This window comes from Sphingobium sp. L-44 (genome assembly GCF_056859495.1).
In genome coordinates this window covers 1-23,786 of record NZ_JBSXOQ010000097.1, presented here as the reverse complement: position 1 = coordinate 23,786, position 23,786 = coordinate 1, and the positions used below count along the sequence as shown (strand labels likewise).

27 protein-coding genes, 1 tRNA gene and 1 pseudogene are annotated in these 23,786 nt (G+C 63.5%); 20 read left to right on the top strand and 9 right to left on the bottom strand.

Translation table 11 applies throughout. From position 1 onward, the window contains the following. Positions 1 to 80 precede the first annotated feature (80 nt). Positions 81 to 953: a glycine--tRNA ligase subunit alpha gene (locus AC13EK_RS15270; protein WP_004207307.1), complete on the bottom strand. Its 873-nt coding sequence runs from the start codon at positions 951 to 953 to the stop codon at positions 81 to 83. A 134-nt stretch (positions 954 to 1,087) separates the two neighbouring features. Between AC13EK_RS15270 and AC13EK_RS15265 the strand changes: the two genes are divergently transcribed. The 4 genes from AC13EK_RS15265 (at position 1,088) to pth (ending at position 4,293) form a co-directional block, all read left to right on the top strand. Next, positions 1,088 to 2,014 carry a TraB/GumN family protein gene (locus AC13EK_RS15265; protein WP_069336947.1) on the top strand — a complete coding sequence of 309 codons (927 nt, stop codon included), beginning with the start codon at positions 1,088 to 1,090 and terminating at the stop codon, positions 2,012 to 2,014. Positions 2,015 to 2,018: 4 nt separating this feature from the next. Further along, the gene (locus tag AC13EK_RS15260; protein WP_069336946.1) at positions 2,019 to 2,909 is read left to right on the top strand and encodes a TraB/GumN family protein; all 891 of its coding nucleotides are present in this window, start codon (positions 2,019 to 2,021) and stop codon (positions 2,907 to 2,909) included. 115 nt (positions 2,910 to 3,024) lie between these two features. After that, positions 3,025 to 3,636, top strand: coding sequence for a 50S ribosomal protein L25/general stress protein Ctc (locus AC13EK_RS15255; protein ID WP_004207310.1), 612 nt, complete (start codon positions 3,025 to 3,027; stop codon positions 3,634 to 3,636). 87 nt (positions 3,637 to 3,723) lie between these two features. Beyond that, on the top strand, positions 3,724 to 4,293 hold the full coding sequence (gene pth, locus AC13EK_RS15250) for an aminoacyl-tRNA hydrolase (protein ID WP_010337842.1): 570 nt from the start codon (positions 3,724 to 3,726) through the stop codon (positions 4,291 to 4,293). A gap of 7 nt (positions 4,294 to 4,300) precedes the next feature. Here pth and AC13EK_RS15245 read toward each other — a convergent pair whose 3' ends face one another. From AC13EK_RS15245 to AC13EK_RS15235, 3 genes are read right to left on the bottom strand one after another with little or no spacing between them, the layout of a single operon-like run. Further along, the gene (locus AC13EK_RS15245; protein WP_069336945.1) at positions 4,301 to 5,107 is read right to left on the bottom strand and encodes a porin family protein; all 807 of its coding nucleotides are present in this window, start codon (positions 5,105 to 5,107) and stop codon (positions 4,301 to 4,303) included. Between the two features lie 18 nt (positions 5,108 to 5,125). Beyond that, positions 5,126 to 6,181, bottom strand: a complete 1,056-nt coding sequence (locus AC13EK_RS15240) for a linear amide C-N hydrolase (RefSeq protein ID WP_069336944.1) — start codon at positions 6,179 to 6,181, stop codon at positions 5,126 to 5,128. A 28-nt stretch (positions 6,182 to 6,209) separates the two neighbouring features. Then, positions 6,210 to 6,356 (bottom strand): hypothetical protein, encoded by a 147-nt coding sequence (locus AC13EK_RS15235; protein ID WP_483022264.1) that lies wholly within the window; start codon positions 6,354 to 6,356, stop codon positions 6,210 to 6,212. A gap of 50 nt (positions 6,357 to 6,406) precedes the next feature. Here AC13EK_RS15235 and AC13EK_RS15230 point away from each other — a divergent pair, with 50 nt between their 5' ends. Both AC13EK_RS15230 and AC13EK_RS15225 read left to right on the top strand, forming a co-directional pair. Continuing rightward, positions 6,407 to 8,035 (top strand): alpha-D-glucose phosphate-specific phosphoglucomutase, encoded by a 1,629-nt coding sequence (locus AC13EK_RS15230; protein ID WP_069336943.1) that lies wholly within the window; start codon positions 6,407 to 6,409, stop codon positions 8,033 to 8,035. A gap of 66 nt (positions 8,036 to 8,101) precedes the next feature. Then, positions 8,102 to 8,812, top strand: coding sequence for a DUF2490 domain-containing protein (locus AC13EK_RS15225; RefSeq protein WP_069336942.1), 711 nt, complete (start codon positions 8,102 to 8,104; stop codon positions 8,810 to 8,812). 9 nt (positions 8,813 to 8,821) lie between these two features. Here AC13EK_RS15225 and AC13EK_RS15220 read toward each other — a convergent pair whose 3' ends face one another. Further along, positions 8,822 to 10,057, bottom strand: a complete 1,236-nt coding sequence (locus tag AC13EK_RS15220) for a hypothetical protein (protein ID WP_234792281.1) — start codon at positions 10,055 to 10,057, stop codon at positions 8,822 to 8,824. Between AC13EK_RS15220 and AC13EK_RS15215 the strand changes: the two genes are divergently transcribed. The 7 genes from AC13EK_RS15215 (at position 10,052) to AC13EK_RS15185 (ending at position 16,342) form a co-directional block, all read left to right on the top strand. Beyond that, on the top strand, positions 10,052 to 10,411 hold the full coding sequence (locus AC13EK_RS15215; protein ID WP_234792275.1) for a hypothetical protein: 360 nt from the start codon (positions 10,052 to 10,054) through the stop codon (positions 10,409 to 10,411). The genes AC13EK_RS15220 and AC13EK_RS15215 overlap by 6 nt on opposite strands. Positions 10,412 to 10,450: 39 nt before the next feature. After that, positions 10,451 to 11,551: a redox-regulated ATPase YchF gene (gene ychF, locus AC13EK_RS15210; RefSeq protein ID WP_004207317.1), complete on the top strand. Its 1,101-nt coding sequence runs from the start codon at positions 10,451 to 10,453 to the stop codon at positions 11,549 to 11,551. A 4-nt stretch (positions 11,552 to 11,555) separates the two neighbouring features. Next, entirely contained in the window at positions 11,556 to 12,083 is a 528-nt protein-coding gene (locus AC13EK_RS15205) for a DNA-deoxyinosine glycosylase (RefSeq protein ID WP_069336940.1), read from the top strand. A 74-nt stretch (positions 12,084 to 12,157) separates the two neighbouring features. Further along, positions 12,158 to 13,438: an alkaline phosphatase family protein gene (locus AC13EK_RS15200; protein ID WP_069337023.1), complete on the top strand. Its 1,281-nt coding sequence runs from the start codon at positions 12,158 to 12,160 to the stop codon at positions 13,436 to 13,438. 45 nt (positions 13,439 to 13,483) lie between these two features. Continuing rightward, a complete protein-coding gene (locus tag AC13EK_RS15195; RefSeq protein WP_069336939.1) occupies positions 13,484 to 15,034 on the top strand; it encodes an alkaline phosphatase D family protein in 1,551 nt (516 codons plus the stop codon). Positions 15,035 to 15,150: 116 nt separating this feature from the next. After that, positions 15,151 to 15,615, top strand: coding sequence for a MaoC family dehydratase (locus tag AC13EK_RS15190; RefSeq protein WP_069337022.1), 465 nt, complete (start codon positions 15,151 to 15,153; stop codon positions 15,613 to 15,615). A gap of 100 nt (positions 15,616 to 15,715) precedes the next feature. After that, positions 15,716 to 16,342, top strand: coding sequence for a LysE family translocator (locus tag AC13EK_RS15185; protein ID WP_069336938.1), 627 nt, complete (start codon positions 15,716 to 15,718; stop codon positions 16,340 to 16,342). 13 nt (positions 16,343 to 16,355) lie between these two features. Here AC13EK_RS15185 and AC13EK_RS15180 read toward each other — a convergent pair whose 3' ends face one another. Together AC13EK_RS15180 and AC13EK_RS15175 are read right to left on the bottom strand one after the other, a co-directional pair. Then, positions 16,356 to 17,009: an MOSC domain-containing protein gene (locus AC13EK_RS15180; RefSeq protein WP_069337021.1), complete on the bottom strand. Its 654-nt coding sequence runs from the start codon at positions 17,007 to 17,009 to the stop codon at positions 16,356 to 16,358. 75 nt (positions 17,010 to 17,084) lie between these two features. Then, entirely contained in the window at positions 17,085 to 17,303 is a 219-nt protein-coding gene (locus AC13EK_RS15175) for a hypervirulence associated TUDOR domain-containing protein (RefSeq protein ID WP_081331681.1), read from the bottom strand. A gap of 123 nt (positions 17,304 to 17,426) precedes the next feature. Between AC13EK_RS15175 and AC13EK_RS15170 the strand changes: the two genes are divergently transcribed. The 7 genes from AC13EK_RS15170 (at position 17,427) to AC13EK_RS15140 (ending at position 22,002) form a co-directional block, all read left to right on the top strand. Then, on the top strand, positions 17,427 to 18,605 hold the full coding sequence (locus AC13EK_RS15170) for a glycosyltransferase family 4 protein (RefSeq protein WP_069336937.1): 1,179 nt from the start codon (positions 17,427 to 17,429) through the stop codon (positions 18,603 to 18,605). Positions 18,606 to 18,633: 28 nt separating this feature from the next. Then, on the top strand, positions 18,634 to 19,947 hold the full coding sequence (locus AC13EK_RS15165) for a replication-associated recombination protein A (RefSeq protein WP_017499524.1): 1,314 nt from the start codon (positions 18,634 to 18,636) through the stop codon (positions 19,945 to 19,947). After that, the gene (locus tag AC13EK_RS15160; RefSeq protein WP_069336936.1) at positions 19,944 to 20,801 is read left to right on the top strand and encodes a hypothetical protein; all 858 of its coding nucleotides are present in this window, start codon (positions 19,944 to 19,946) and stop codon (positions 20,799 to 20,801) included. Before AC13EK_RS15165 ends, AC13EK_RS15160 begins: the two co-directional genes overlap by 4 nt. Positions 20,802 to 20,829: 28 nt before the next feature. Next, positions 20,830 to 20,904 (top strand) — tRNA-Thr (locus tag AC13EK_RS15155). A gap of 190 nt (positions 20,905 to 21,094) precedes the next feature. After that, positions 21,095 to 21,472, top strand: a complete 378-nt coding sequence (locus tag AC13EK_RS15150) for a hypothetical protein (protein ID WP_069336935.1) — start codon at positions 21,095 to 21,097, stop codon at positions 21,470 to 21,472. A 79-nt stretch (positions 21,473 to 21,551) separates the two neighbouring features. After that, positions 21,552 to 21,713, top strand: coding sequence for a hypothetical protein (locus AC13EK_RS15145; protein WP_017502130.1), 162 nt, complete (start codon positions 21,552 to 21,554; stop codon positions 21,711 to 21,713). A gap of 160 nt (positions 21,714 to 21,873) precedes the next feature. Then, entirely contained in the window at positions 21,874 to 22,002 is a 129-nt protein-coding gene (locus AC13EK_RS15140) for a hypothetical protein (protein ID WP_268801837.1), read from the top strand. A 403-nt stretch (positions 22,003 to 22,405) separates the two neighbouring features. On the opposite strand, the gene AC13EK_RS15135 is transcribed toward AC13EK_RS15140, so the two are convergent. Next, on the bottom strand, positions 22,406 to 22,747 hold the full coding sequence (locus tag AC13EK_RS15135) for a PDDEXK family nuclease (protein WP_069336934.1): 342 nt from the start codon (positions 22,745 to 22,747) through the stop codon (positions 22,406 to 22,408). Continuing rightward, positions 22,737 to 23,219: pseudogene (locus tag AC13EK_RS15130) on the bottom strand (TIGR02594 family protein); the annotation flags it as partial. The pseudogene AC13EK_RS15130 and the gene AC13EK_RS15135, both read right to left, overlap by 11 nt. Positions 23,220 to 23,786 lie beyond the last annotated feature (567 nt).

Here is a 23,786-nt window from a genome sequence, read left to right as displayed (position 1 = left end):
GGCTGGGGCCGCAAGCGAATGCAGTGCCACATGGCCCGAGATCCCAGCCTTCGCTGGGATGACGAAATTGTTCATGGTCATCAGGCGGTCCATCCGTTGGTCTTCATCCACGCTTCGCAGCTACCCTTCGCCATGTCGCGGACCTGGCCCATATAGCTGGCGCGCTCCTGCACGGAGATCACGCCGCGCGCCTGCAGCAGATTGAAGGTGTGGCTGGCCTTGATCGCCTGCTCGAAAGCCGCGAGCGGCACATCATTGGCGATGCACTGGTCATATTCGGCCTTGCAGTCCTTGAACCAGCGGAACAGCTTTTCGGTGTCGGCGACCTCGAAATTCCATTTCGACATCTGCCGCTCATTTTCTAGGAACACGTCGCCATAGGTGACGCCCTGGTCGTTGAACTTCAGGTCATAGACGCTGTCGACGCCCTGAATATACATGGCGAGGCGTTCGAGGCCGTAGGTCAATTCGCCCGCGACCGGCTTGCAGTCATAGCCACCCATCTGCTGGAAATAGGTGAACTGGGTGACTTCCATGCCGTCGCACCAGACTTCCCAGCCCAGACCCCAGGCGCCCAGCGTCGGGCTTTCCCAGTCATCCTCGACAAAGCGGATGTCGTGGACCAGCGGATCGATGCCGATTTCCCGGAGGCTGCCCAGATATAGCTCCTGCAGGTTGGCAGGGCTGGGCTTCATGATCACCTGATATTGGTAATAATGCTGCAGCCGGTTCGGGTTCTCGCCATAGCGGCCGTCGGTCGGACGGCGGCTGGGCTGGACATAGGCCGCGTTCCAGGGCTTGGGCCCCAGGCTGCGGAGCGTGGTTGCCGGGTGGAATGTACCCGCCCCCACTTCCATGTCGTAGGGCTGAAGAATGACACAACCCTGCTTGCCCCAATAGGCGTGCAGGGTGAGAATGAGGTCCTGGAAGGAAAGCGCTTTGCCCTCGGCCACCGGTGGTCCTTGCAATAATGACAGATTATGGTCGGCCGCGCCTTGGCGCAGCGCGGGCCAAGGGTCAAGGAAAAGCCGCGTCGAACAGGGTTAAGCCGCTTGCCCTGCGCGCCCGGCGCCCGCATGGAAGGGATATGAGACTGACCGCTTTCCCGTCCCGCTGGCTTTCCGCGGGACTTTTGCTGCTCGGCGCCTTGGGCCAGACCCAGCCCCTCGCCGCCCGCGAACCCGTCAACATCGCCGTCAACGTCGCCCCTGCCCTGTGGCAGGTGAAGGACGCCGACACGACCATCTATCTGTTCGGCACCGTCCATGTGCTGAAACCGGGGATCGACTGGTTCAAGGGCGGGGTGAAGCAGGCGTTCGACGCGTCGGACGAACTGGTGCTGGAAATCATCGAGCCCGAAAATCCCGGCGAGATGGCGCAGATGATGGCGGGCAAGGCGATGGCGACCGACCGGGTCGCCCTGTCCACCAGGCTCGCGCCCGACGCCGCGCAGAAATATCGCGCGGCGATGGTGGCTGCCGGTGTGCCCTGGCAATCGTTCGAGGCGTTCAATCCGTGGATGGCGGGCATGATCCTGTCGGTCGCGCCGCTGCAGAAGCTGGGCTATCAGTCCGATATCGGCGCGGAAAAGATATTGCGGGCCGCAGCCGAGAAGGCCGGCAAGAAGGTCGGCGCGCTGGAAACGGTGGAGCAGCAGCTCAATTTCTTCGCCGACCTGCCGATGGCGCAGCAGGTTCAGTTCCTCAACGCCACGGTCGAGGGCATGGACGGCATGGAAGGCGAGTTCGCCGCCCTGCTCAATCACTGGCAGACCGGCCAGCCGGAAAAACTGGCGGACGAGATGAATGATTCGCTCAAAGCCACGCCCGAGCTGGCGCAGGTGCTGCTGATCAACCGCAACGCCAATTGGGCCAAGTGGATCAAGGCGCGACTGGACCAGCCCGGCACCGTGTTCGTCGCGGTCGGCGCGGGCCATCTGGCCGGCAAGGGCAGCGTGCAGGATCAGTTGAAGACGCTGGGCATCGCCAGCGCGCGTGTGAAGCAGGGGGAATAAGACCATGAAAAGCTGGATGATTCGCTTTCTGGCCCTCTGCGGCCTCGCCCTGATCGCCGCCTGCGGCAGCGAGCAGAAAGCCCCTGCCCCCAAGGTCGAGGCCGGCCAGGGCCCGGCACTGTGGCGGGTCGAACGCGCCGGGCTGGACGGCTGGATCTTCGGCACCATCCATGTCCTTCCCGAAGGGGTCGACTGGCAGACGCCAACGATCAAGCAGGCGTGGAAGGATGCCGACCAGCTGGTGCTGGAGGCTGCCGACCTGCAGGACCAGCAGAAGACGCTGGGCCTGTTCGAAAGCATGGGCCGCAGCCCCAACCTGCCCGCGCTCGACGCGCGCGTGCCGGCGGGCGAGCGGCCCGAACTCGACCGGATCGTGAAGGAAGGCGGCACCAGCGCGCAGGCACTGTCGGGCTATGAAAGCTGGGCAGCCGCCATGCTGCTGTCCGCCGCATCGCAGGAAAGCCTGAACGTCAGCCAGGAAAATGGCGTCGAACCGGTGCTGATCGCCGCCTTCAAGGGCCGGCCGATCGGTGGCCTCGAAACCGTCGAGCGCCAGTTCGGCGCCTTTGACGGCCTGCCCGAAGCGGCGCAGCGCAAGCTGCTGATCCAGACCATCCATGAAGCCAAGGACATGAAGGCGCTCTATAATCGCATCCTGACCGCCTGGGCCAAGGGCGACATGGAGGCGATCGCCAAGGAGGACCAGAATGGCGAGCAGCCCGATCCGGTGGTCGAGGATGCGATCCTGACCGCGCGCAACCGCGATTGGGTCGGCGCGGTCGACAAGCTGAAGGGGCACCCCTTCATCGCGGTGGGCGCCGGCCACCTGACCGGCAAGGACAATCTCATCGATCTGCTCAAGGCCAAAGGCTACAAGGTCACGCGCGTGCAATAAGCCAACGCTAAACTTGCTTTATCGCCGCTTTCTGCTACAGGGCCGCCTTCCCGCGATGGTCATCCCTGGAGGCGTGGCGGGAAAATTGTATCAAATTTGCTTTTGGAGACACGCAATGAGCGAGCAGCTTACGCTGTCGGCCGAGGCACGCGATCGGGCAGGCAAGGGAGCCTCCCGCGCCCTCCGCCGTGAGGGCCGCGTACCCGCCGTCATCTATGGTATGAACGAAGAACCCCTGTCGATCCACGTCGAGGAAAAGCTCCTCAACAAGCAGCTCGGCACCGGCCACTTCTTCAATTCGGTCATCATGGTCGAAGTCGGCGGCAAGACCGTCCGCACCCTCGCCAAGGATGTGGCCTTCCACCCCGTGACCGATCGTCCGCTGCACGCCGACTTCCTGCGCGTTTCGGAACATGCCACCGTGACCGTCGCTGTCCCGGTGCGCTTCGAGAATGAAGACGCCTCGCCCGGCCTCAAGAAGGGTGGCGTGCTGAACGTCGTCCGTCACGACGTCGAACTGGTCGTCGATGCCGCCGAGATCCCCGATGACGTCGTCGTCGACCTCAAGGGCTTCGAAGTCGGCGATTCGATCCACATCAGCGCCGTGACCCTGCCCAAGGGCGCGAAGGCTGCGATCGAAGACCGCGACTTCACCATCGCCACCATCGTCGCTCCCTCGGCTCTGAAGAGCGCCGAAGGCGAAGCCGCCGAGGGCGAAGGCGAGTAATCGCCTTACAGCTTGCTTGCAGGCTGGAAATTCCGATCCCGTCCGCCTAACCGGCGGGCGGGATTTTCATTTTATGCGGGATAGACGATGCAGATCTGGGCCGGCCTCGGCAATCCGGGGCAGCAATATGCGATGCACCGGCACAATGTCGGCTTCATGGCCGTGGACCTGATCGCCGACATGTATCGCTTCTCGCCGCCCAGGAAGCAGTTCCAGGGCTGGGTGCAGGAAGGGCGGATCGGCCCGGAGAAGATCATCCTGCTCAAGCCCGCCACCTTCATGAACGAAAGCGGCCGCGCGATCGGCGAGGCCATGCGCTTCTACAAACTGACGCCGCAGGACGTGACCGTCTTCCATGACGAGCTCGACCTTGCGCCGATGAAGGTCAAGGTGAAGCGCGGCGGCGGCAATGCCGGCCATAACGGCCTGCGGTCGACCGACGCCCATATCGGCAATGATTTCCGCCGCGTGCGCCTGGGCATCGGCCATCCAGGCCACAAGGACAAGGTCCATGGCTATGTGCTGGGCAATTACCACAAGAGCGAGATGGACGCGCTCGCCGACATGCTGGGCGCGATCGGCGCCGAGGCGGAATGGCTGGCCAAGAATGACGACGCCCGCTTCATGAACGAAGTGGCGCTGCGGCTGGCCGACTGAAGGCCGATCAGAAGCGCGCCGAGAGGCCCAGTAGCGGCCCTTCCTGCGACACGTTCCAGCGAAATTGCTGGCCGGTAAAGTCGCGCATCCGATATTGCTGATGGACGAAGCGATAGCCCGCGCGCACGGTCAGTGGCAGGCCGGCGAGGCGCAGCCGGTAGCCAATCGTTCCCTCGCCATCCATGCTGGATTTCCGATCGCTAAAACCGCCGGCATTCAGGCGCGCGTCGATCACCCAGTGACGGTCGATATCGCCCGCCGTGCGGATGCCGGCCAACACCTCCGTCCAGTCGGCCTTGCGATTGGCCGTCAAGCCCAGCGCCGCGACATCGGCCGACAGTTTCGACCAGCGCAAACCGACGACCGGCGCGAAGGTGAAGCGGCGCCGAACCCCATGGACGGTCCGCTCCGCCATGCGATGGTCGATGACATTATAGAAGAGGCCGCCCGACACATGGGTCTTCCTGATGCCCAGTCCCACCTGCTGATGATAGACGGATGCGTCCTGGCTGGTCTTCACATATTGGCCGTCGACATAGGCGCCGACCTTGCCATTGCTCAGGACGATTTCGCCCATGGTGACGAAGTCGAGATGATCGAATATCTCCGAGAAGGGCATGTCGACCCTGGTGCGGAACCCCGCCAGTTCCGCATTACCGTGCAGCGACGCCGCCCAGACATAGGGCGAGACGGTGAGATGCCAGCCCTGATCGGGCGTGTCATCGGACAGGTGCGCCGGCACCTCCTGCGCCAAGGCCGGTCCGGCATAGACAACGACATTGGCGAGCAGGCAGCATAGAGGAAGATATCGCATGGCAGCGCCCCCAGCCGATCAGGACAGTCCCAGAAATTTGAAGGCCGGCGCATCCTTGAACTGGCCGCCGACCTCGCCCGAATAGGTTTTGGTCTGGTTCGGGCCAAGATCGAGCTTCCTCACCTTGGCAGAAGGCGCAAAGTCGATCGTCTTGAGGTCGACCCAGAAGCTGTTGGGCGTCATCGCGGATTCGAAGAAATAGAGCTTGCGCCTGTGGTCCGCGACCGTGCGCCAGCGGGTCGAGGAGATATTGGGCTGGTCGGGGGTCGAGATGCCGAGCGGCACCGAGACATTGCGGATCACGCTGAACACGCTGGCCAGCGCCGTCACCGGATCCTCGCTCTTGGGAATGGCATTCACATAGAAGGAGGCGCGGGCAAAACGATCGGCCGAGCGGTTGGTGCCCGGCAACATGGTTGTGCCGCCAATATCCTTCCAATAGGCGTTGAGTGCCAGTTGCTCGTCGAAGATCGGCGAATTGGTCATCACCGGATATTGCGGGCCGTGATGGATCACCAGCTTGCCCTTGATATATTCGAAGATGGCGCTGTCGCCCGACGCGTCCGAGATTGCGAGGTGGAGCGTGCCGAGCCGTTCTTCACCCGGAATATTGTCGGTGACGACGACGAAGCTTTCCTTGCCCAGTGCGTCGACCGCCGCCTTCACCGTGGCGAAATTGTCGAGCACATATTGGGTCCAGATGGCGATACTCATGCCCGGCTGCTTGCCGTCATAATGGGGATATTCGGACTCGACCAGCCACAGGAGATTGGCGGTCAGCCCCGCCTCGTTCATGCCGTCGGTGGTGGAAATGTCGTAGCCGGTGGCGATCACGCTGCCATAGCGCGACGTCCATTTGACCGAATTGGGACCGGCCTCCCCACTGCGCGCGATGCCGCGCGGTAAGATCCAGAGGTTGGTACCGACATCGACCTTCCAATCCATCGACCGGGCGGTGATCACATCGTCATTGGCACCATGATAGACCAGGCGCGTGCAGGCATCGGCCGATACCGAAGCCAGTTGCGCCGTCAGCAGCGCAAGACCGGACAGGAAAGCGGGCAGACGAGACATGGAACCTCCTACAAAGGTCACGATACTGTCACTGAAAATGCCGATTTTCTGAATAGTTGCCATGGGTGATAACCCGCATGACGGCCTTGGCCAACCCGTCTCTTGCGCAGTAATCGCATCCGATCACGGTCGCCCGCACCTTCGGCGCGACAAAGCGCATTGCGCAGTGCAGCATGAACAAGCCATAGAGGCGTAACGACTTATTAGGCAAAGCAGGGGACAGAGGTGATCCAGACCGTCGCGACCACGCCTTTCGACGACCAGAAGCCCGGCACATCGGGCCTGCGCAAGAAGGTCCGGGTCTTCCAGCAGCCCCATTATGCGGAAAATTTCATCCAGTCGGTGTTCGACAGCCTGGACGGCTTTGCCGGCCAGACCCTGGTGATCGGCGGCGATGGCCGCTATCTCAACCGCGAAGTCATCCAGATCGCGCTCAGGATGGCGGCGGCCAATGGCTTTGGCCGGGTGTTGGTTGGCCAGGGCGGTATCTTGTCCACCCCGGCCGCGTCGCACCTGATCCGCTCGTCCGGCGCCTTTGGCGGACTGGTGCTGTCGGCCAGCCATAATCCCGGCGGGCCGGACGAGGATTTCGGCATCAAATATAATGTGTCGAACGGCGGGCCAGCCCCGGAGAAGGTGACCGACGCGATCCACGCACGGACCCTGACCATCGACAGCTATCGCATTCTCGACGCCGCCGCCGTCGACATCGACACGCTCGGCACCAGCCTGCTCGGCACCATGACCGTCGAAGTGGTCGATCCGGTTGCCGGCTATGCCGCGCTGATGGAAAGCCTGTTCGATTTCCCCGCGATCAAGGCGATGATCGCCGGTGGCTTCACCCTCGCCTTCGACTCGATGAGCGCGGTGACCGGCCCCTATGCGACCGAGATTTTCGAAAAGCGCCTGGGCGCACCGGCCGGCACGGTGATGAACGGCACCCCCCTGCCCGATTTCGGCCATCACCATCCCGACCCCAATCTGGTCCATGCCAAGGCGCTCTATGACCGGATGATGGCCGCCGATGCGCCCGACTTCGGGGCGGCGTCGGACGGCGACGGCGATCGCAACCTGATCATCGGCCGCCATTGTTATGTGACGCCTTCGGACTCGCTCGCGGTGCTGGCCGCCAATGCCCATCTGGCGCCCGGCTATGCCGGTGGCCTCAAGGGCATTGCCCGGTCCATGCCGACCAGCGGCGCGGCCGACCGGGTGGCGCAGAAGCTGGGCATTCCGCTCTATGAGACACCGACCGGCTGGAAATTCTTCGGCAACCTGCTCGACGCCGGCATGGCGACGATCTGCGGCGAGGAAAGCGCCGGCACTGGGTCCGACCATGTGCGCGAGAAGGACGGCATCTGGGCAGTGCTGCTGTGGCTCAACATCCTGGCCGCGCGCCAGCAGAGCGTAGCCGACATCATGGCCGATCATTGGGCAACCTATGGCCGCAACTATTATGCTCGCCACGACTATGAAGCGATCGCCAAGGACAAGGCCGACGCGCTGATGACCGCCCTGCGCGACACGCTCGCCAGCCTGCCCGGCACCGACAACAGCGGCGGCACGGTGAAGGCAGCGGACGATTTCGCCTATACCGACCCGACCGACCAGTCGGTGAGCCGGAACCAGGGCGTACGCATATTGTTCGAGGATGGATCGCGCGTAGTGTTCCGCCTGTCGGGCACCGGCACCGAGGGGGCCACCCTGCGCGTCTATATCGAACGCTATGTCGGGCCGCACGGCGATCTGGCACTGGCCACCGGCGATGCGCTGGCGCCGCTGGCGGCGGCGGCGCAGGAACTGGCCGACATCGCCGGCTATACCGGCATGGACCAGCCCAGCGTCATCACCTGAGCCGGTTCACCATCGCTTACCCCGCAGCAACGGGCCAGCAATGACAGCAACCTAAAGGCGGTGGGAATGTCGCTTTCCACCGCCAGAGGTTTCATGCGTTTCCCGTCGCTTGCTGTCGCCCTGTCCCTTGCAGCCCTCGCCCTGCCCGCCCAGGCCGCGTCGAGCGAGGACGAGCAGCTTTGGGTCAATCTGACGGCGATGGGGTCGATCAAGGACGAGCTGGTCTATTTCGCCGAAATGCAGCCGCGCCTCGGCGACGGCGTGTCGCGCATAGACCAGGCCCTGTTCCGCGGCGCATTGGGCGTCAAATTGTCGCGCGACATCACCCTTTACCAGGGCTACGCCCATGTCGTCGTCCCGATCGAGGGCGGCACGGACGTCAATGAGGAACGCAGTTTCCAGCAACTGAGCTGGACACTGGCGCGGCCAAAGGATGCCGAGATTTCCTCGCGCACCCGGCTGGAACAGCGCTGGCGCTCGAACGGCAGCGACATGGGCTGGCGCCTGCGCGAGATGCTGCGGGTGGAACATGCGCTCAAACCCGGCAGCGACGCGGTCAATGCGCTCGCCTATGGCGAGGTCTTCCTTGCTCTCAACGACACCGACTGGGGCGCCCGCAAGGGCTTCGACCAACTCCGCAGCTTCGCCGGCGTCGAAATCGGCCTGCCGGGCGCGTCGACCATGGAAGTCGGCTATCTCAACCAGCTGATCGACCAGGGCGGCAGCCGCCAGCGCGTCAACCATGTCGCATCGGTGACGCTGTTCTTCCGCCACTGATCCTCCGGGTCAGACAAATTCGTTGGTGGCGGCGGAATAATGTTTCTGCCCCAGCCGCCCCTGGTCCTTGGCGACCTTGATTGCCGCGCGCAGCCGATTGTTACGCCCGCTCCAGGCGGCATCATTGACCTTCAGCAGCGCCTCGACCGGATTGGCGCTGCTGAGCAGCGGCTTGACGGCGGCAAAGGTCGAGCGCCCCTGATGGAAAATATCCGCCACGATCGCGCAGATGATGTCGGACTTGCCATCCAGCGGCAGTTTCCGGGCGTAGCGCGCGGCCATCTTGCGCTGCAGAATATCGGCGGCAGTCCGCACCTGGGCCAGCCGGGCAGCCGGATCATGCTGCGTCCAGTGGATCAGCCGCGCCGCCTGCAAGACTTCCTGGCGGTCGATCGGCACCCGCTGGGGGTTTAGATAGTTCATGAACAACATGATCTGCCGTTCGCCATTGCTGGCGGTGAATTCCTGCTCCAGATCCGTCGCCCCGCCATCGGAATCGACCCGAAACAACCGCCCGCCCCGCAGTTCCAGCTCGGGAAAATAGCCCTTGAAATCCGGCAATTGGGCCAGCCGGTGGAACATCAGGATCAGATTGTCCTGCGGCGTATGCGCAGCCAGCTGATAGAAGCCGAAGGTGAATTTCGTCCGATCATAGGTGTTGACCAGATTAAAGTGATTTTCGCTCTCGCAGGCCCCCGTCACTTCCAGCAGCGTCGCCCAGGTCCGCAAGCTGGGGCGATACTCCTCCGCCCGATAAATCTCGCCCCAATAGCTGGCGCCCGGCATGAAGATGCCGTGATATTTGCGGGCAGCGTCATTGACCTCCTTCCCCACCAGGAAGAAATCAGGTTCGCCGACCAGTCGCGCCTTCCAGCGGCCATCGACGGGATCGGGCAGTTCGAACTTCTTGTCGGCGCTGACCGATTGCGGCTCGGCCTGCACGTCGAGCAGCAGATTTTCGCCCGGTATCCAGCCATAGAATAGCCCCTGATTGCCGGCATAAAGTTCCTGGAACTTGGCAAGGAAGCTCTCGGGCGATTCCGATGTCACCTGATCGGCGGTGTTGCTGTAATGATAGACCTTCCCGCCATGATAGACGCCGATATGCTTTTGCGGAATGTTGACCATCTCTTTGCGGGTAAGGTCGACATTGCTAGCCAGCGTCACGAAAATCAGCTGGGTCTTGGCGAGATCGGCATCGACCCAGCGCCCCACGCGCGGGCATTGGGCGAACACTTCATGCACACGAACATTGGCGCCAGGCTTGTTTCCGCCGGCGAACTGTTTGCAGTTAAAGGAAAATGTCAGATCACATATGTGCGAGACAAAATGCGCACAGTGATTCGCTGCCGGATCGTGAAATTTATTTTCGCATATCTTGTTGATATTCTTGCCAAGAGCCGCATCAAGCCTTGTCGCGATGGTCATAATCGTCTCCCGATTGCCAGCGCGACCCGCTTATTTTTCAGCCATATTAGGAAAAGGCTGGTTCCCCACAATAAGGGCCACCCCGGAGGAATGCCCGAAACAGCAGCCGCATCCACTGTTTTCCGCCCCCGCATCGTGGAAATGCTGGCCTTGCAGGCGGGAAGGCGCTAGCGGGCAGAGCATCAATCTGCGTCTTCAAAGGTTTCGATAATGGGTTTTCGTTGCGGTATCGTCGGGCTTCCCAATGTGGGCAAGTCCACCCTGTTCAATGCGCTGACCGAGACGCAGGCAGCGCAGGCGGCGAATTATCCCTTCTGCACGATCGAGCCCAATGAGGGCCGCGTCGCCGTGCCCGACGACCGGTTGCAGACCATCGCCAGGATCGGCGGCAGCGCCAAGATCATCGAGACGCAACTCGCCTTCGTCGACATTGCCGGCCTGGTGCGCGGCGCATCGAAGGGCGAAGGGCTGGGCAACCAGTTCCTGGCGAACATCCGTGAGACCGACGCCATCGTCCACGTCCTGCGCTGTTTCGAGGATGACGACATCACCCATGTCGAGGGCAAGGTCGATCCGATCGCCGACGCCGAGACGGTGGAAACCGAACTGATGCTCGCCGACCTCGAAAGCCTGGAAAAGCGGGTTCCCAACCTGCTCAAGAAGGGCGCGCAGGGCGACAAGGAGGCCAAGGCCGCCGCATCCGTGCTGGGCCAGACGCTGGAACTGCTGCGCGACGGCAAGCCCGCCCGCCTGACCCAGCCGCGCGACGAGGAAGAAGCCCGCCTGTTCGCCCAGGCGCAACTGCTGACCGCCAAGCCCGTCCTCTACGTCTGCAATGTCGAGGAAGGTGCCGCGGCCGAGGGCAACGCATTTTCCGCCCGCGTGTTCGAGAAGGCGGCGGCCGAAAATGCCAGCGCAGTCATCGTGTCAGCGGCGATCGAGGCCGAACTCATCACCATGCCGGTCGAGGAACGCGGCGAATATCTCGAAGCGCTAGGCCTGACCGAAGCCGGTCTCGCCCGCATCATCCGTGCCGGCTATGAACTGCTTGGCCTCATCACCTTCTTCACCGTCGGCCCCAAGGAAGCCCGTGCTTGGACCGTGGCCAAGGGCAGCAAGGCCCCGCAGGCCGCCGGCGCGATCCACTCGGACTTCGAAAAGGGCTTCATCCGCGCCGAGACCATGGCCTATGCCGATTATGTCCAGTTCAACGGCGAAGCCGGTGCCAAGGAAGCGGGCAAGTGGCGCTCGGAAGGCAAGGATTATGTGACGCAGGACGGCGACATCATGCTGTTCCGCTTCAACGTCTGATCCGATGGCGCTGCGCATCGGCCAGCGGCCTGCGCAGCGCAAGGCCGCCTTCCCGCCCAGCGTGGACGCGGGAACGCGGCTGCTGATCCTGGGCAGCCTGCCCGGCGACGCCTCCATCAAACAGGGCGAATATTACGCCCATCGCGGCAATGCCTTCTGGGCGCTCGTCAGCGATATACTAAGCGAGGATCTACGCAGCGCACCCTATGCGATGAAGCTCAAGCGGCTGCGCGCACGGGGCGTCGGCCTGTGGGATGTGATCGAAAGCGCGGACCGCGACGGCAGCCTGGACAGCAGCATCCGGGGCGCGGAACTACGCGACCTCAGCGCCTTCCTGTCCCGCCTGCCCAATCTCCGCGCGATCGCCTTCAACGGCAAGACCGCCGCCCAGCATGGCCGTCGCCAATTGGGCGAAAGGTCCGATCTGGTGATGATTGACCTCCCTTCCTCCAGCGGCGCCTATGCCAGCCTTTCACGCGATGCCAAACGACAGGCCTGGAGCGCGCTGGCACCCTATGTCGATCCGACATGAACCATTCGTCACTTTACCGACATGGTTGGACTGCTAAGCAGCGGTCAAATCTTCCTTTTTGCCATGAGGCCATGATGTCCGCCCGTCGCCTGTCGCTCGCACTTGCCCTGTCCGTTTCCACCTTGCTCGGCGCCTGCGCCCCGGTGCAGCAGCATCCCGCCAGCGTCGCTGCCGCCCCGGCCGAACAGCGCGCGCCGGTGACGATCCTGGTGTCGATCGACGGCTTCCGCCCCGATTATCTGACCCGCGGCGTCTCGCCCAACCTCAACGCGCTGGCGGCCGGCGGCACCGAAGCATCGATGCGCCCGTCCTTCCCGACCAAGACCTTTCCCAATCATTGGGCGATCGTGACCGGCGACCGGCCGGACCGCAGCGGCATCGTCGCCAATAATATGGAAGATGCCAGCCGGCCCAAGGACAAGTTCACCATGGCGAGCGACGATCCATACTGGTGGAACGAGGCCGAGCCGATCTGGATCACCGCCGAAAAGCAGGGCGTGCGCACCGCGACCATGTTCTGGCCCGGCTCCAACGTCGCCTGGGGCGGCAACAAGGCCGCCGAGTGGCCCTACAGGATCAGCGGCGGATCGCGCCCGAGCGACTGGGCGCAGTTCAACGAAGCGATCAGCCCGACCCAGCGCGTCAATGGCGTGCTGGACGTGTTGCGCCGCCCGGCCGACATCCGTCCGCGCTTCGTCACCCTCTATTTCGATGAAGTCGACACCGCCGGCCATATCAATGGCCCGGCCGCGCCGGAAACGACGCGGGCGGTGGCGGACGTCGACGCCCATATCGGCGAACTGATCAGCGGCCTGAAGGCGCTGGGCCAGCCCGCCAATATCGTCATCGTCTCCGACCATGGCATGGCGGCCAAGGCGAATGACCGGGTGCTGCCGATCGACAAGATCGCCGACCCGGCCGACTATCGCGTCGTCGAGGCCGGCCCCTATGCCAGCCTGGTCGCCAATCCCGGCCGCGAAAAGGCGCTGGAGGCCGCGCTGTTCAAGCCGCGCGACCATATGCAGTGCTGGCGCAAGAGCGACATCCCGGCGCGCTTCCACTATGGCACCCATCGCCGCATCCCGCCCTATTTCTGCCTGGCCGAAACCGGCTGGGTGTTCCAGAACACGACGCCGACCAAGCCGGTCACCGGCGGCGACCATGGCTGGGACGATCGGGCGCCCGAAATGCAGGCGCTATTCATCGCCAATGGCCCGGCCTTCGTCAGCGGCTTCCGTCCCTCGGCCGATTTCACCAATGTCGACGTCTATCCGCTGCTCGCCCGCCTGCTGGGCGTGACGCCGGTGGCGAGCGATGGCAACCCGGCGGTGCTGCAGGGGCTGGTCAAGCCCTGATCGGGCGACATGCATTTGTCATAAAGCGGCTCTAGGCGGCGCGTCATGTTCACGCGCCGATCGCTCCTCTCCGCCGCCGCCATCGCCCCGATCGCCGGCGCGCCCGCCATCCTGCACGCCCAGAGCTGGTTCGCCGGCTATCCCTTCGCGCTGGGCGTGACATCGGGCGATCCGGCGCCAGACGGCTTCGTGATCTGGACCAAGCTGGCACCGCGTCCGTTCGAGCCGCATGGCGGCATGCCGATGACGCCGATCCCGGTAAAATGGGAGGTCGCGGCGGATGATCGCTTCAGGACCATCGTGGCCGGTGGCGAAGCGATCGCCCGGCCAGAACTGGGCCACAGCGTCCATGTCGAGGTGACCGGCCTTCAGCCCGATCGGCCCTATTGGTATCGCTTTGCGCTCGGCAATGACCAATCGACTCGTGGCCGCGCCCGCACCCTGCCGCTGGCGTCGGCGAGTCCCAAGCTGCTCAAATTCGGCGTCGCCGGCTGCCAGAATTATCAGGACGGCCTGTTCACCGCCTTCCGCCATCTGGCGCGGGAGGACGATCTCGCCTTCGTCTATCATTATGGCGACTTCATCTATGAATATAGCCAGCGCGGCCCGGACTATGACAAGGACGGCCTGCCCGGACCGCAGGTGCGCGACCATATCGGCCAGGATTGCTACGACCTTGCCGACTATCGGCTGCGCTACGCCCAATATCTGAGTGATTATGACCTGCAGGCGGCGCGTTGCCGTCATACATGGTTCCCGACCTTCGACGACCATGAGGTCGCCAACAACTGGGTCGGCGACATCGACGCCAGGGGCGCGCCGGCCGATGCCTTCCGCATGCGTCGCGCCGCCGGCATGCAGGCCTGGTATGAATATATGCCGGTCCGCGCGGCGATGGCGCCGCGCAGCGAGATGATCGGCACCATGTATCGCCAGGCGCGCTTCGGTGATCTCTTGTCGATCGACTTCCTCGATACCCGCACCTTCCGCACCGATCAGCCCTGTGGCGACAATTTCAAGCCGGCCTGCACCGAAATGGCCGCCACCCAGGCACAGGTCATTTCCGCCGAGGAGGAAGGCTGGCTGGCTCGCAACCTTGCCCGCCGCGACGCCAAATGGAACTGCCTGGCGCAGCAGGTGATGATGATGGCGCTCGATCGTCGCAACAGCGCGGACGCGGCGGAGCCGATCTACAATATGGACACCTGGGCCGGCTACAAGGTGCAGCGCCAGCGGCTGCTCGGCCGCATGAAGGGGCTGGACAATGTCGTGGTCCTGACCGGCGACGAGCATCAGAATTTTGCCGGCCTGCTGGATGACGGCGCCAAGCCGGTCGCGGTCGAGTTCGTGTCGACCTCCATCTCCTCGGGCGGCGACGGATCGGACCAGCGGCCCGGCAGCGACATCATCCTGAAGAACAACCCGCAGCTCAAATTCATCAACGACCAGCGCGGCTATCTGACCTGCGAGGTGACGCCGGACGCCTGGACGACGCGGGCGATGGTGATGGATCAGGTATCGGCGCCGGGCGGCCAGATCCGCGCCCGCGCGACCATGACCGTGCCGCGCGGCACGCCAGGGTTGAGCATCAGCTGACAGTTGACGTAAACGGAAAGCTCACCTACCTCTTTATCCGTTGAAGAATGATGGCGCGATTTCCGAGCCGGCAGATGTGCCATCTGCCTCGAAATCGCTTCGAGGAGACGGATGATATGGACGACATTCTCTATTTCGAGGATATCGAGATAGGCGACAGCTTCGCGTTCGGGCCGCTGACCCTGTCGCGCGAGGAAACGATCGCTTTTGCCGCGGAGTTCGATCCCCAGCCCTTCCATCTGTCCGACGAGGCAGCAGCCACCACCCATTTCCGCACCCTCTCGGCCAGCGGCTGGCACACCACCGCCCTGTTCATGAAGATGTTCGTGGCCGAAATGCAGAAGCAACCCGGACGCCAGGCGGCCAGCCTGGGCGCGATGGGCGTCGACGAATTGCGCTGGCTGCGCCCGGTCCGCCCCGGCGACACGCTGCGCGGCACCAACGAGGTGATCGACAAGAAGATTTCGCAGAGCCGCCCGGAAATGGGCATCGTCCGCAACAAGGTGACGCTCTACAACCAGAAGGGCGAACCCGTCCTGACCATGTGCCCGATCGCCATGTGGCGCACCCGCCCAGCATAGGGCCACCACCTCCGGGGTGGCCAATTGCTGTCCCCCGGACCTGTTGGCGCGGATCATTCCCCCCTAGGCGAGGCCAAACGCTCATCCGGGGAACCCAGCCATGCCCAGCGCCGCGCATCTTGCCGCCTTCGCCCTCATATCGCTCGGCATGGTGCTGACGCCGGGGCCGAACATGATCTATCTGATCTCGCGCTCGATCAGCCAGGGGCGCGCCGCCGGCATGATCTCGCTGCTCGGCGTCGCCTGCGGCTTCCTCTTCTACATGGTCGCTGCCGCCTTCGGCATCACCGCGCTGCTGATGGCGGTGCCCTTCGCCTATGACGCGCTGCGCCTGGGCGGCGCGCTCTATCTGCTGTGGCTCGCCTGGAATGCGGTGCGGCCCGGCGGCCGCTCGCCCTTCCAGGTGAAGCAATTGCCGCTCGATGGCCCGCGCAAGCTGTTCGCCATGGGGCTGCTGACCAATCTGCTCAATCCCAAGGTAGCGATGATCTATCTCTCGCTGCTGCCCCAGTTCGTCGATCCGGCGCGCGGCCATGTGCTTGGCCAATCGCTGATCCTGGGCGCGACCCAGATCGCGATCAGCCTGTCGGTCAACGCGATCATCGCCTGCCTCGCCGGATCGATCGCCGGTTTCCTCGGCACCCGGCCGCACTGGCTGACGATCCAGCGCTGGCTGGTGGGCACGGTGCTGGGCGGCCTCGCCGTCCGCATGGCGGTGGAGCGCTAGGCGACCTCAGCCGTCACGCCGCCAACTTACGCGCCCGTTCGCGCCAGGCGTCGGCCAGTTGCGGCATGTCGGCCAGCGCGCGCACCGCATCGGGATCAGCCTTGTGGCCGCCACCGATCAGCAGGCGAAACACCCGATCGATGCTCCAGTCAGGCAAGGGCCGCTCCAGCAATGTCATCTGTGTGCCGGCCTCCGCCTCACCTTCGCGGATCACTCGGAAATAGATGCCGCAGCGCGCAGTCTTGACGATCGTCGCCATCACGTCGCGGGCACCGAAACGATGGTCGAGCTTCCAGCAGGGCTGGCGGCCATGGCTCACCTCCACCACCGCGCTGCCCAGACTGAACCGGTCGCCCAGGCAGATGTCGCTTTCGGTCATGCCGCGGCTTGCGATATTCTCGCCAAAGGCGCCGGGCGCGTCGAGCAGTGGATGATCGGGCTTGCGATCGCGCCACCAGCCATAATGGTCCTGCGGATAGAGATGGATCGCCTTGTCCCAGCCGCCATGATGAACGGTATCGGCCACCCCGTCGCCCGCGAACCCCAGCCAGTTGATGCGGATCGGGCCAGCGACCGGCAGCTTGCCAATGGCACTATGCTCGTCATCACGAAAGGGCCGGGGCATGCCGATCAGCAGCGCATCGATGGTCATGAAAGGCTGGGTCATGCCGCTCCATGCCATGGTTGCAGCGCGATGACGATGGCCAGTTGCGGCCAGCTTGCCCCGTCCGCCCCCCTAAGATCAGGCGGGGCTCAGTTCCGATCCCAGCTTGAGCACCAGGTCGCCCTTGTCGGTCTGAACCAGATAGGCGGGATCGCGGGTCGACCCGTTGCGACGGATCAGGGAGCCGGCGATCATCCGCTCCACATGCCGCTCGAACCGCTCGGCGATCCGTCCCCGGCCGACACCCTGCCCCCAATTCCACCTGACCCGTGTTCCCTTACGGAATCTCTCGGCCATCAGCAGACATCCTCTCCTTCGGGGGCAATCATGCCGGCCGGCTTTCCCGGTCAGCCTCAGCAAAATTCCCGAGACCCGCTCTGGTTCCTTGGGTTTTTCGCCGGTCTGGTCTAAGGGGCCGCGATGGATGTTACCGGACTTCGTGTCGCGCTGTTCAGCGGCAATTATAATTATGTGCGCGATGGCGCGAACCAGGCGCTCAATCGCTTCGTCGGCTATCTGCTGCGTCAGGGTGCGCAGGTGCGCGTCTATGCCCCGACCACCGATACACCCGCCTTCCCGCCGACCGGCGACCTGGTCAGCGCGCCGTCCATTCCCGTGCCCGGCCGCCCGGAATATCGCATCCCTACCCGCCTGTCGCGCGCGCTGCGCCGGGACCTAAAGGCGTTCGCGCCCAACATGATCCATCTTTCGAGCCCCGATCCGCTCGGCCATCGGGCACTGACCTGGGCGCGCGATCATGACCTGCCCGCCGTTGCTTCGGTCCACACCCGGTTCGAAACCTATCCGCGCTATTATGGCCTCGCCTTCCTGGAGCCGGCGATCGAGGGCATTCTCCGCCGCTTCTACCGCCGCTGCGACGCCATCGTCGCCCCGTCGGAATCCATGGCCCAGTTGCTGCGCGAGCAGCGGATGAGCTATGATGTCGGCATCTGGACCCGTGGCATCGATCGCGAGATATTCACCCCTCAGCGCCGCGATCTCGACTGGCGCCGGTCGCTCGGCTTTGCCGACGATGTGCCGGTGATCGGCTTCATCGGCCGCCAGGTGATGGAGAAGGGGCTGGACGTCTTTTCCGACACGATCGACCAGCTGACCGCACGCAAGGTGCCGCACAAGGTGCTGGTGGTCGGCGAAGGGCCGGCTCGCGAATGGTTCCAGAACCGCCTGCCCGACGCGGTCTTCACCGGCTTTCAGGGCGGGGCCGACCTTGGCCGCGCGGTCGCCAGCATGGACATGCTGTTCAATCCGTCGGTCACCGAAACCTTCGGCAATGTCACGCTGGAGGCGATGGCCTGCCGCCTGCCCACCGTCGCGGCCCGTGCCACCGGCAGCGAAAATCTGGTGCAGGAAGGCGTTACCGGCCGGCTGATTCGCCCCGGCGCGATCGGCAAGTTCGCCGATGCCCTGCAAATCTATTGCACCGACGCCGCCGCCCGCGCCAGCGCAGGCGCCGCCGCTGAGGCGCAGGCCGAACATTTCGGTTGGGACCGGGTCAACCAGGCGCTGGTCGATACCTATTTGCGGATCATCCGCCAGCGCACCCAAGGCGCCAAGATCCGTTCCAGCCCTGTTCCCTGATCGGCCCGGCCGACCTATATCGGGGCCGATGGCTGATCTTTTCTCTTCCGACGATGTCCTTCCCGCCGGCATCGACCACGCCCCGCTGGCCGATCGGTTGCGTCCGGCCGTGCTGGCCGATGTCGTCGGTCAGGAGCATCTGACCGGCCCGGACGGCGCGATCGGCCGGATGGTGGCGGCCGGCCGCCTGTCCTCGATCCTCTTCTGGGGTCCGCCCGGCACCGGCAAGACCACGATATCGCGGCTGCTCGCCGATGCCGTCGGCATGCGATTCGAGCCTATCTCGGCCGTCTTTTCCGGTGTCGCCGACCTCAAGAAGGTGTTTGCCGCCGCAAAGGACCATGGCCGGCGTGGCGAAAAGACCCTGCTCTTCGTGGACGAAATCCATCGCTTTAACCGCGCCCAGCAGGATAGTTTCCTGCCCTTTGTCGAGGATGGCACGGTCACGCTGGTCGGCGCGACCACGGAAAATCCGAGCTTCGAACTGAACGCTGCGCTCCTGTCCCGCGCGCAGGTGCTGATCCTGCGCCGGCTCGACGCCGCGGCGCTCGAACAATTGCTGGACCGGGCCGAAGCGCTGATCGGCCGCCCGTTGCCGCTGGATATGGCCGCGCGCGAAGCGCTGCTGGCCAGCGCGGACGGCGACGGCCGCTTCCTGCTCAATCAGGTCGAAACGCTCTATTCGATCGATATCCCCGCCCCGCTCGACCCGGCGGGCCTATCCGCCCTGCTTCACCGCCGCGTCGCGGTCTATGACAAGGATCGCGAGGGGCATTACAACCTCATCTCCGCCCTCCATAAATCACTGCGCGGCTCCGACCCGCAGGCGGCGCTCTATTATCTCGCCCGCATGCTGACCGCGGGCGAGGAACCGCTCTATGTGCTGCGCCGGCTCGTCCGCTTCGCCACCGAAGATATCGGCCTGGCCGACCCGCAGGCAGTGGTGCAGTGCCTCGCCGCCAAGGACGCCTATGAATTTCTCGGTTCGCCGGAGGGCGAACTGGCGATCGTTCAGGCCTGCATCTATTGCGCCACCGCGCCCAAGTCGAACGCCGGCTATATGGCGATGAAGACGGCCTTCCGCACCGCGCGCGAAACCGGGTCCCTGATGCCGCCGATGAACATCGTCAATGCACCCACCAAGCTGATGAAGCAGGTCGGCTATGGCAAGAATTACCAATATGACCATGATGCCGAGGGCGGCTTTTCCGGCGCCAATTACTGGCCGGAGGAGATGAGCCCGCAAACCTTCTATACGCCGACCGAACGCGGGTTCGAGGCGCGGATTGCCGAGCGCATTGCCTATTGGAACAAGCTGCGCGCCGAACGCGGCGCGGCGTGACATCCCGGTTCGCGCGCTTCGCGGCGATCGACTGGTCGGGCGCCAAGGGCGCGCGGCACAAGGGGATAGCGGTCGCCACCTGTGGCATCGGTCAGGATGCGCCAGAACTGGTCGAGGCACCCGACGGCATCTGGTCGCGCCAGGCGGTCGCTGACTGGCTGATCGCAACGGCGTGCGAGGCACCGACCCTGTTCGGCTTCGACTTCAGCTTCGCCCCGCCCTTCGTGGCGCGCGGCGCCTATCTGCCCGGCGATCCGACGCCCACGAACGGGCCCGCTTTCTGGGCCTATGTCGATGCGGTCTGCGCCGATCCCGATCTGGGCGCCGCCAGCCTGCTGGAAACCACCCATCGTCGCCATTTCTATTTCGGCAAGGCCGACGGGATGAAGGCCGACTTTTTGCACAACCGCGCCTGCGAAGCCCATTATAATGCCGGGGGCGGCGGCAAGCCCTCGACCATCTATGACGCGATCGGCGCCGCGCAGGTGGCCAAGGCCAGCTTTGCCGGCATGCGCCTGCTCCATCACGTCCGGCGACATGTGCCGGTCTGGCCGTTCGATCCGCTGCCTGCCAGCGGATCGCTGGTCGTCGAAATCTATACCAGCATCGCTGCACGCGCCGCTGGCCGTCCGAAGGGCCGGACCAAGATGCGCGATCTCGCCGCCCTCAATAACGCGCTGACCATGTTCGCAACGCCCCCTTACGCCGGTCCGCTCGCCGCCGACCATCAAGCCGATGCCTTGCTGACCGCGGCCTGGATGCGCGAAAGGGCGGAAAATCCGGCGCTTTGGACACCTTTGCCTCTGACCGACGAAATTGCGCGCACAGAGGGCTGGACGTTCGGCGTGATCTGATAGTAAGGGCGTCCGACCCGTCGGGTGCGCCGGCTTAGCACAGCGGTAGTGCAGCGGTTTTGTAAACCGAAGGTCGGGGGTTCGATCCCCTCAGTCGGCACCATTCAACCCCCTGAAATTGTTAGGTTTTATCATTCCCCTCGGGGACGTGCGGACGTGACCAGATTTGCCGGGGGAAACTCTGGGGGAAACTTTTCCAATTTCGCGATGTCGATCTAGGTCGATGGGAAATGACAGGGCGCCGGGGGAAACTCCAGGGGAAACCGAATCACCCGTCGATCGATAAATACGTCATGCGCGACAATGACGAATCACCCGCCCCCACCCTCCGACACGACATCATGAACTTGTTCGACAGCCCGCCAGAGCCGTTGGACCATCTGTCCTACGTCGTCGATCCCATGGGCTTCCCCCTGCTGATCGCGACCGTCCATCCGGAGGACCGCGCCGACCTTGGCCTGGACCGGCCGCTGCCCATGTATCCCACGCCCGATCCTTCGCCTGGTGCGGTCTTGGAAAGGGTCGCACGGAGGATACTGAAGTCGATGAATCTGCGCCGGTCGAAGGACGATCAGTTGGACGATGACGCTAGGGTCTTTCCGGACCTTCATCAGCCCGATCTGCTGCGGTCGGTGAACGATTTCCGCGAGGCCATCAGCGAGATTTTCTAACCCAGCGCAAACTGGAGGCGGTTGAAAAATCTTGCCCGATCGATTTTATTTGCCGCCTGCGTAATGATCGGAGGCGCGGATGGAAGACCACCTGAAGGCCGCTGCGGTTGCGGCCGATATGTCAGACGACGAACTGATGAAGGCCTGGACTGCGGTCACCGACCGAGAGAACCTCTCCTACGAGCAGCAGGCGGTCATGGATGAAATGATCATCCGAAGGCTGATGCCTGATGAAACGTGACCGCCATCCGTCCTGACCATTGAAGCCGTCGCCCTGGGCGGGATGATGTTCGTCGAGGCGATCAGCACCGATCCGCCCCAGCGCATTGATCCCTCTCGACCATTTCAATGGCGACCGCTGCACGGATCGATGCTATCGCTTCGACGCAGGGAGAGAACGGATGGACGATCATTACGACGATGGCGACCAAAGTCGAAGCGGCGACGATCAGTCGGATATCGAGGCGTTCGTCCTGGCTGCGACGATCCTGGTCGCGGCTATCAGCGCGGTCGTCATTCTGATCATCTAGCGCGCAACCATCGACGAAAACGGTCGTTTCGTCCCGACCCGCCCATGTTGGAGATACACTCGTTGCGCCGCCCCGACACCGATGCCACTAACCGAACGCGATCGATCGCCGATACAATCCTCGCGCTGGCAGTGCTTTGCGCATATGCGGCAGCCGCCATGCTGGGCTTGATGCGATAGGCGCGGAACAGACGCGAGCAGAAAGCGTTTGTCGGTCTCCTCTCTGGCTTGACTATGCCCCGCCAAAGTCGGCGGGGTATTTTTTTTGAAGGCGAACGTTTGAATCATCACCAATATGATCGCGATCGATCGTCGCTAGTCCTCAAAGTCCAGGCGATCTTCCTGGCCGCCATTATGATCGGATCGTCGGCCGCAGGCCTTTACAGCCTGCTCTAACACTCGCGTCAGGCCGGACCTTGGCGCCAGGCGATCCCATTGCGGTCGCACCAAGCCGCATATGTGGTCGAACTGCCAGGGCTGATCTTGAGCCGGGGGTTCTGAAACCACATCTCGATCGTCCAACCAGGGTTCTGGTCGCGGACGGCGAGAACCTTCCTTCGGTCTTCTGCGAGAAAACGACCCTTGGCCTCTATTATCCGCCGACCTTCAACATCCACGAAGTCAGGCAGATAAGTATGATCGATCCGATACGGCAGCTTGATCGCTTCATGGGTGAATTCGGCAGGAACGAGCGCGGCGCAACGGGCTTCGAATTTCGACCGGTAGCGCGGGGCGTTAGGCTTCATTCGTCGAAACCTTCGCGCCCGCTGAATCCAGCACTGGCGCCAGCGCAATCGGCTTCGCGGCCCCTTTCGGCCATCGCATAGCGACGCATCGGCCGCGTTCGATCCAGGTCTCGTTGACTGCGTTGCCCTGATTTCCACCCAACACGCGGAACAGCCGACCGTCAGCGGAGACCCCGGTCAAAATGCCGACGTGACCGCCTCCAGGACGCTGGAACCGGACGATGGTGCCGAGATAGGCCTTTTCGACCGGCTCGCCGAAACCGTCCCACGACGATGCCCGGACGGCGATTTTCGGCGGCTGGAAACCAGCGTGCGAAACGACGTGCGCGGCGAAGGTGCCGCACCAGGCGGTTTCATCGGAATCGACGGCGATGCCGAGAATTTTCGGACCAAGCGCTTTGATCCACGACATGATCGTGGGCGAATGCTTGGGGCCGACGATTTCGCGGACGCCGATTTGTGTGCGGGCATAGGTGAGCCAAGACGGCTCGAAAGGGTCACATAACGCTTATTTATCGGACATTCTGATGGCGATCAGATGCGCACGCTTGACCATGCTCGTGTTGATGCTGATTACCCTATCGCTCGCTCCGCTAGGCGGCGGACGATCCCGGCCACAAACACCCCTAATATTCCCCCCGAATATGGTGGGCCGGGATCAACCTACTTGGGCGCATGGACAGATTCGGACTGTCTGTAAGCGACCAATCGTCGCCATCCCTGGCTTGATGAGCTAAGCCTAAAACTGGACGCAGGAGCGGTCGGAAATAATGAACCGACGGGCGGCACTCCGCCCGTTATCATACGATCACCGTTTTGGAGGAGTGCATATGGATAGGGGAGAATGCCCGTTTGGGCCTCCGCAAATCAGCTTGTCGCATGACGACCTTGCGGCAATCGGCGTTAGCGTCCGCGCTCGTGGTGTAATTTCCGGTGTAGATTGAGGTGATCGCATGGGGTTGGGCATGCCCAACCCCATGCGATTTCGAACTCGGTGGCCACCGGGCTCATCGGTAAGGTGGAGTTACCACACGTCACA

Bases quoted from the DNA above. Each gene is read 5' to 3' on its own strand.
- AC13EK_RS15255 (WP_004207310.1), top strand. From the start codon at position 3,025: ATGAGCGAGCAGCTTACGCTGTCGGCCGAGGCACGCGATCGGGCAGGC.
- AC13EK_RS15170 (WP_069336937.1), top strand. From the start codon at position 17,427: ATGGATGTTACCGGACTTCGTGTCGCGCTGTTCAGCGGCAATTATAAT.
- AC13EK_RS15150 (WP_069336935.1), top strand. From the start codon at position 21,095: ATGCGCGACAATGACGAATCACCCGCCCCCACCCTCCGACACGACATC.
- AC13EK_RS15175 (WP_081331681.1), bottom strand. From the start codon at position 17,303: ATGGCCGAGAGATTCCGTAAGGGAACACGGGTCAGGTGGAATTGGGGG.
- AC13EK_RS15145 (WP_017502130.1), top strand. From the start codon at position 21,552: ATGGAAGACCACCTGAAGGCCGCTGCGGTTGCGGCCGATATGTCAGAC.
- AC13EK_RS15205 (WP_069336940.1), top strand. From the start codon at position 11,556: ATGGCGCTGCGCATCGGCCAGCGGCCTGCGCAGCGCAAGGCCGCCTTC.
- AC13EK_RS15200 (WP_069337023.1), top strand. From the start codon at position 12,158: ATGTCCGCCCGTCGCCTGTCGCTCGCACTTGCCCTGTCCGTTTCCACC.
- AC13EK_RS15190 (WP_069337022.1), top strand. From the start codon at position 15,151: ATGGACGACATTCTCTATTTCGAGGATATCGAGATAGGCGACAGCTTC.
- AC13EK_RS15185 (WP_069336938.1), top strand. From the start codon at position 15,716: ATGCCCAGCGCCGCGCATCTTGCCGCCTTCGCCCTCATATCGCTCGGC.
- AC13EK_RS15225 (WP_069336942.1), top strand. From the start codon at position 8,102: ATGTCGCTTTCCACCGCCAGAGGTTTCATGCGTTTCCCGTCGCTTGCT.
- AC13EK_RS15195 (WP_069336939.1), top strand. From the start codon at position 13,484: ATGTTCACGCGCCGATCGCTCCTCTCCGCCGCCGCCATCGCCCCGATC.
- AC13EK_RS15240 (WP_069336944.1), bottom strand. From the start codon at position 6,181: ATGTCTCGTCTGCCCGCTTTCCTGTCCGGTCTTGCGCTGCTGACGGCG.
- AC13EK_RS15140 (WP_268801837.1), top strand. From the start codon at position 21,874: ATGGACGATCATTACGACGATGGCGACCAAAGTCGAAGCGGCGACGAT.
- AC13EK_RS15135 (WP_069336934.1), bottom strand. From the start codon at position 22,747: ATGAAGCCTAACGCCCCGCGCTACCGGTCGAAATTCGAAGCCCGTTGC.
- AC13EK_RS15180 (WP_069337021.1), bottom strand. From the start codon at position 17,009: ATGACCCAGCCTTTCATGACCATCGATGCGCTGCTGATCGGCATGCCC.
- ychF (WP_004207317.1), top strand. From the start codon at position 10,451: ATGGGTTTTCGTTGCGGTATCGTCGGGCTTCCCAATGTGGGCAAGTCC.
- AC13EK_RS15260 (WP_069336946.1), top strand. From the start codon at position 2,019: ATGAAAAGCTGGATGATTCGCTTTCTGGCCCTCTGCGGCCTCGCCCTG.
- AC13EK_RS15165 (WP_017499524.1), top strand. From the start codon at position 18,634: ATGGCTGATCTTTTCTCTTCCGACGATGTCCTTCCCGCCGGCATCGAC.
- AC13EK_RS15235 (WP_483022264.1), bottom strand. From the start codon at position 6,356: ATGCTGCACTGCGCAATGCGCTTTGTCGCGCCGAAGGTGCGGGCGACC.
- AC13EK_RS15215 (WP_234792275.1), top strand. From the start codon at position 10,052: ATGCACACGAACATTGGCGCCAGGCTTGTTTCCGCCGGCGAACTGTTT.
- AC13EK_RS15265 (WP_069336947.1), top strand. From the start codon at position 1,088: ATGAGACTGACCGCTTTCCCGTCCCGCTGGCTTTCCGCGGGACTTTTG.
- pth (WP_010337842.1), top strand. From the start codon at position 3,724: ATGCAGATCTGGGCCGGCCTCGGCAATCCGGGGCAGCAATATGCGATG.
- AC13EK_RS15245 (WP_069336945.1), bottom strand. From the start codon at position 5,107: ATGCGATATCTTCCTCTATGCTGCCTGCTCGCCAATGTCGTTGTCTAT.